The 5,628-nt window shown below is 75.3% G+C and carries 4 protein-coding genes and 1 pseudogene; all 5 read right to left on the reverse strand.

The window, feature by feature from the left end; translation table 11 throughout:
* Positions 1-252 (reverse strand): annotated as a pseudogene (locus NWP10_RS10250) (hypothetical protein); the annotation flags it as partial.
* Between the two features lie 10 nt (positions 253-262).
* A complete protein-coding gene (locus tag NWP10_RS10255; protein WP_258300833.1) occupies positions 263-3,268 on the reverse strand; it encodes an RNA helicase in 3,006 nt (1,001 codons plus the stop codon).
* A 76-nt stretch (positions 3,269-3,344) separates the two neighbouring features.
* A complete protein-coding gene (gene tatC / locus NWP10_RS10260) occupies positions 3,345-4,199 on the reverse strand; it encodes a twin-arginine translocase subunit TatC (protein ID WP_258300834.1) in 855 nt (284 codons plus the stop codon).
* A 19-nt stretch (positions 4,200-4,218) separates the two neighbouring features.
* The gene (gene tatA, locus NWP10_RS10265) at positions 4,219-4,491 is read right to left on the reverse strand and encodes a Sec-independent protein translocase subunit TatA (RefSeq protein ID WP_258300835.1); all 273 of its coding nucleotides are present in this window, start codon (positions 4,489-4,491) and stop codon (positions 4,219-4,221) included.
* 36 nt (positions 4,492-4,527) lie between these two features.
* Positions 4,528-5,628 (reverse strand): YafY family protein (locus tag NWP10_RS10270; RefSeq protein ID WP_258300836.1); only part of this gene is annotated, 1,101 nt, incomplete at its 5' end.

Raw genomic sequence — 5,628 nt, forward strand, 5'->3', positions numbered from 1 at the left:
GAGCACGGTCACGACGGCGGTGCCCCGGGACAGCGCGTCCCGCGCGTCCTCGGGCCGGGCCAGCGGCTCCACGAAGGCGGGCACCACGACGGCCCCGTCCAGGTCCGTTCGGGCGTCCGCGGGATCGGCCACGCGCTCGGCGGAGTCGTCCGCGCCGAGCCACGCGATCACCCCGTCCCGCACCAGGAGGGCCTGGGCGTAGGGGTCCGTGACGGAGTGGATGATGCCGGTGGTCAACAGGTGTGCGCTCACCCGCCCCACCCTAGTCCTCGTCCGCCTCCCGGGCGGTGGCGGCGGGCAGGGAGGTGGCGACGACGCCGCGGGAGACCAGGTCGGCCGCCTTGCGGCAGGCCCGGCTGCGGCGGGCGTCCCCGGGCACGTTGGCGAGCTGGTCCAGCACGTCGATCACCTGGCGCGCCCAGCGCACGAAGTCGCCGGCGGCGAGGTCCGCGCCCTCGAGGGTGCGGCGCAGGCTCGCGCCCCGCACCCAGCGGTGCATCGGCCCCACGAGGCCCGGGTCGGTGGGCGGGGTGGGCTCGAGCCGGGCCTGGGCCTCGTCCGCGCGCAGCCGCTCCTCGATGCGCTCGGCGGCCTCGGCCACCTCGGCCAGTCGCGCCGTGGGCATGGGGACGACGCCGTGGCCGGCCTCCCCCTTGCCCTGGTACACGAGCAGCGCGGCGACGGCCGCCCACTCCTCCGGCGTGAGCCCCTGGACGGCGGGGTCCTGCAGCACGAGCGAGGTGAACAGGTCCCGCTCGCCGTAGATCCGGCGCAGTGCCTCGCCGCGGGCCGTGAGGGCCTGCCGCGGCGAGGAGGCGTCCTCGTGGACGTAGCCGTAGGAGCGCAGCAGCCCGACCACGCGGTCGAAGGTGCGGGCGATGGTGTTGGTGCGGCCGGCGATGCGCTCGCGCAGCACGGAGACCTCCCGGCGCATGCCCCACCAGCGGTCGCCCCAGCGGGCGTGCTCCTCGCGGTCCTGGCACGCGTGGCAGGGGTGGCGCTGCAGGGCGCGGCGCAGCTCCTCCACGCGGGGCGCGGCCGGGTCCTCCCGGAGCCGGAAGCCGCTGGCCCGGCGTCCGCCGCCGGCGGGCGGGCGCCCGGTGCGCACGGCCTCGCGCATGAGGGCGGCGACGTCCTTGCGCTGCGTGGGGGTCTTGACCTGGAGCACCTGGGGCAGGGCCGCGCCGGCCACGGGCTCGACCGGCCCGGCGACGTCGTCCACCGTGATGCGCCGCAGCTGCGCCTTGTCCGTCACCACGCCCACGCGCGGGTTCTGGGGGTTGCCCGCCGGGAACACGACGACGGCGCGGCCCAGCGAGCGGCCGGCGTCGAGCTCGACGACGTCGCCCACGGCGAGGTCCGCAAGGGACTCCTTCACGGCCGCGAGCTGGGCGCGGCGGCGCCCCTGTGAGCCGGACTTCTCGGCGGAGGCGAGCTCCTTGCGCAGGGCGAGGTACTCGGAGAAGTCTCCGAGGTGGCACTGCATGGCCTCCTCGTACTTCTCGAGGCTGGCCTGCTTGGAGCGGACCTCGCGGGCCAGGCCCACCACGGAGCGGTCCGCCTGGAACTGGGCGAACGAGGACTCCAGGATCCCCCGCGCCCGCTCCGCGCCCACCTGCGCGAGCAGGTTGGCGGACATGTTGTAGGTGGGCCGGAACGAGGACTTCAGCGGGTAGGTGCGGCGGGAGGCCAGGCCGGCGACGGCGGCCGGGTCCAGCCCGGGGCGCCACATCACCACGGCGTGGCCCTCGACGTCGATCCCGCGGCGGCCCGCGCGTCCGGTGAGCTGGGTGTACTCCCCCGGCGTGATGTCCACGTGGTTCTCGCCGTTGAACTTCACGAGCTTCTCGATGACCACGGAGCGCGCCGGCATGTTGATGCCCAGCGCGAGGGTCTCCGTGGCGAAAACGGCCTTGAGCGCGCCGGCGGCGAACAGGTCCTCGACGGCCTCCTTGAACGGGGGCAGCATGCCGGCGTGGTGCGCGGCGAAGCCGCGGGAGAGCCCGTCCCGCCACGCCCAGTAGCCGAGGATCTCGAGGTCCTCCACGGGCAGCAGGCGCGCGGCCTGCTCCACGCGCTCGGCCACGAGGGCCTTCTCGTGCGCGGTGGTGAGGTCGAGGCCGGCGCGCAGGCACTGCTCCACGGCGGCGTCGCAGCCGGTGCGGGAGAAGATGAAGGTGATGCACGGCAGCAGGCCCTCGCGGTCCAGCGCCCGGATCATCTCGGGGCGGGAGGTGGACAACCGCGGCCCGCGCCGCTCGCCGTCCTCCTGGCCCCGGACGCGACCGGTGACGGGCCGCTCGCGGTCCATGGCGTGGGCGCCGTGCCGGCCGCGGCGGCCGGCGTCGCGCCCGCCCTTCCTGCCGTCCCCGCCCCGGCCTCCCCGGCCCCGCTGACCGCCGTCGCGGCCGCCGCGCCCGCGGTGCCGTCCGGGCCGGCCCCAGTCGGGGCGCTCGGAGCGGCGCTCGGCCTCCTGCCCGAGCCGCTTGAGCTCGGGGTTGAGCAGGGCCTCGCCGTCCCGGTCCGCCGTGTCCTCGAAGGCGATGTCCTCGGCGAAGAGGTCGTAGAGCCGCCCGCCGGCCATCACGTGCTGCCACAGCGGGACGGGACGGTGCTCGGAGACGATCACGGTGGTGGCCCCGCGCACCGTGTCCAGCCAGGCGCCGAACTCCTCGGCGTTGGAGACCGTGGCGGACAGGGAGATCAGCTGCACGTGCTCGGGCAGGTGGATGATGACCTCCTCCCACACCGGGCCGCGGAACCGGTCCGCCAGGTAATGGACCTCGTCCATCACCACGAAGCCGAGGTCCGTGAGGCTGTCCGACTGCGCGTAGAGCATGTTGCGCAGCACCTCGGTGGTCATCACCACCACGGGGGCGTCCGGGTTCACTGAGGTGTCCCCCGTCAGCAGCCCGACGTTCTCCGCGCCGTGCACCCGGGACAGGTCCGCGTGCTTCTGGTTGCTCAGCGCCTTGATGGGCGTGGTGTAGAACGCCTTCGTGCCGCGGGCCAGGGCCAGATGGACCGCGAACTCCCCCACCACGGTCTTGCCGGCACCCGTGGGCGCGGCCACGAGGACCCCGTGGCCGTCCTCGACCTCGGCGCACGCGCGCCGCTGGAAGTCGTCGAGCGGGAAGCCGAGGCGCGAGGCGAAGCGGCCCAGCTCGGAGCCGGCGTGGTGGCGGGCCGCCTTGGCGCGGGCGAAGCGCTCGGCCGGGCTGAGCTGCGGCTCCTCGGGCGGGGTCGCGGACACGGGGTCGTGGGACATGCCCCCACCCTACTGGCGGGTCCGGACGCCGTCCCGGCCCGGGGATACGCCGTCGGCGGAGCGGGCGCGGCGCCGGTCAGATCTCGTGGAGCGGCTTCGGGCCCGAGGCGAGCTCGGCCTCGACGTCCTGCTCGCGGCGGACGGCGCGCTTGGCGCGACGCCGGTCGCCCCACAGGCACAGGGCGATCGCCACGCCGAAGAGCAGCACGAGCGGGACGGCCATGTAGACCATCGAGATCGCGTCCGCACCGGGGGCGGCGATGGCGGCGATCAGCATGATGAGGAACACCGTGATGCGCCAGTGCTTCACGATGGTGCGCCCCGGCAGGATGCCCAGCATGTTGAGGCCCACCAGCAGCACCGGCAGGACCATGGCCACGCCGAACGCCAGGTAGAGGCGCGTGACGAAGCTGATGTAGACCGACGCCGTGGGCAGGGTGGCCCCGCCCTCGGGGGTGAAGCCCACGAAGAACTGGACGGCCTGCGGCATCACGAACCAGCCCAGGCCCATGCCGAGCAGGAAGAGCGGGACGGCGGCGGCGATGAACCCGAGCGCGTACTTCTTCTCCGCCTTCTTCAGGCCCGGCACGATGAAGGCCCAGATCTGGTAGAGCCAGACCGGGCTGGAGACGACCAGCCCGATGAAGAGGCTGACCTTGAGCATGAGGTCGAACGGCGAGGCCACGGTGTCGTAGGCGATCGCCGAGATGCGCCCGTCGCGGGAGAGCTCGTTGACCGGCCGGAACAGCTCGGCCATCACGGGCTGGTAGATGAGGAACCCGACCACCATGCCGAGCAGCACCGCCACGCCCGCCTTGACCACGCGGTTGCGCAGCTCGGTGAGGTGCTCGCGCAGCGGCATCTCCCCCGTGGGGTTGTCCCGGCGGCGCCGGCGGCGCGTGCGCCGGGCGACCTCCTCGACCTCGCTCATCGGGTGGGGACCCTCCGGCTCAGCGCTCGTCGCGGGGGCGGACGTCGGTCTCGTCGCGCTCGACGACGCGGCCCTCGACCGGCTCGTCGGCCGCGGTGGAGCCGCTGCCGGAGCGCGCGTCCTCGCCGTCCTTGGCGCCCTTGTCCTCGGTGCGCATCTGCTTCACCTCGGAGGAGAAGATGCGCATCGACTGGCCCAGGTTGCGGGCCATCGCGGGCAGCTTCGGCGCGGCGAAGAGCAGGATCGCGAGGAGGATGATGATGACGAGCTGCCATCCCTGGAGACCGGCCATGGTGAGGTCCTTTCGATCGGGTTCCTGGGGACCAGGCTACCGCGCCGCGAGGGCATCGACGGCGCGGTCCAGCGCGTCCTTCACATGGGCGCGCATCGCGGCCGGGGACAGCACCTCGACGGCGCCGCCGTGGCGGCCCACGAGGGCCGCGGCCACGTCCGCGTCGGTGAGGCGCACCCGGGTGAGGCGGTCGCCGTCGGGCAGGTCCGCCTGGGCCTCGGGCCGGTAGCCTGACGCGGCGTCGCGTACGCGGTGGGCCCAGCGCAGCACGGCCGGAGTGCCCGCCGCCTCGTCCGGGTGGACGCGCCAGCGGGCCGGCCGCGCGCGGGGGGCGAAGGCCTCACCCGTCGCCGCGGCCGCGCCGATCCGGTCCACGCGGAACACCCGGTCCTCCCCGGCGGAGCGGCACCAGGCGCGCAGGTACAGGCGGGCGCCGTCCTGGACGACGGCGAGCGGCTCGACGTCGCGCTCGCTCAGCGCGTCGGCGTGCACCGAGCGGTAGTCCAGTCGCAGGACGCGGCACTCGGCGATCGCGGCCAGCAGCGTCCGGACGGTCTCCGGATCGACGGCCACGTCCCAGTGCGCGGCCACGGCCCCACCGGGCGCGGGAGTCGGCGCCGTCCCGGCCTCGGCCTCGGCCAGCGCCTCGTCGTCCGCCGCCGAGGCGGCCGCGCCGCCCGCGTCCAGGACGGCCTCGGCGATGCGCCGCTGCGCCGAGCGGGCGGCCGCGCGGTCGGCGTCGTCGAGCACGGGCAGGTCCGCCACGGTCTGCAGGGCGGCCACGAGGCTGTGCCCCTCCGGGCGCGTCAGCCGCACGGGGCCGGCGAGGTCGGCGGCGCGGCGCACGTGCACCCGGCCGCCCTCCTCGTCCACCTCGAACTGGAAGCCGGGGAAGTCGCGCTCGGGCATGCCGCAGTAGCGCAGGGTCTCGAGGTCGGCGTCGAGCCGCTCCTCGGTGACGCCCAGCCGGGCGCGCAGCTCGGCGCGGTCGACGCCGTCGGCCCGGTTGGCGAGCCCCACGATGTCCAGGAGCCGGCCCACGAGGTCCTCGCTCGAGTCGCGGACGCGCCGCCGCACGGGCGGGGCCAGCGGCACCTCGAGCAGCGCGGGCGCGGCGGGCCCGGCGTGCGCCCGGGC

The sequence above is a fragment of the Micrococcus sp. HG099 genome, from assembly GCF_024723355.1.
GTDB classification, from domain to species: Bacteria; Actinomycetota; Actinomycetes; order Actinomycetales; family Micrococcaceae; genus Micrococcus; species Micrococcus endophyticus.

Excerpts from the sequence above, each read along its gene's own strand:
- tatA (WP_258300835.1), bottom strand. The coding sequence starts at position 4,491 with ATGGCCGGTCTCCAGGGATGGCAGCTCGTCATCATCATCCTCCTCGCG.
- NWP10_RS10255 (WP_258300833.1), bottom strand. The coding sequence starts at position 3,268 with ATGTCCCACGACCCCGTGTCCGCGACCCCGCCCGAGGAGCCGCAGCTC.
- tatC (WP_258300834.1), bottom strand. The coding sequence starts at position 4,199 with ATGAGCGAGGTCGAGGAGGTCGCCCGGCGCACGCGCCGCCGGCGCCGC.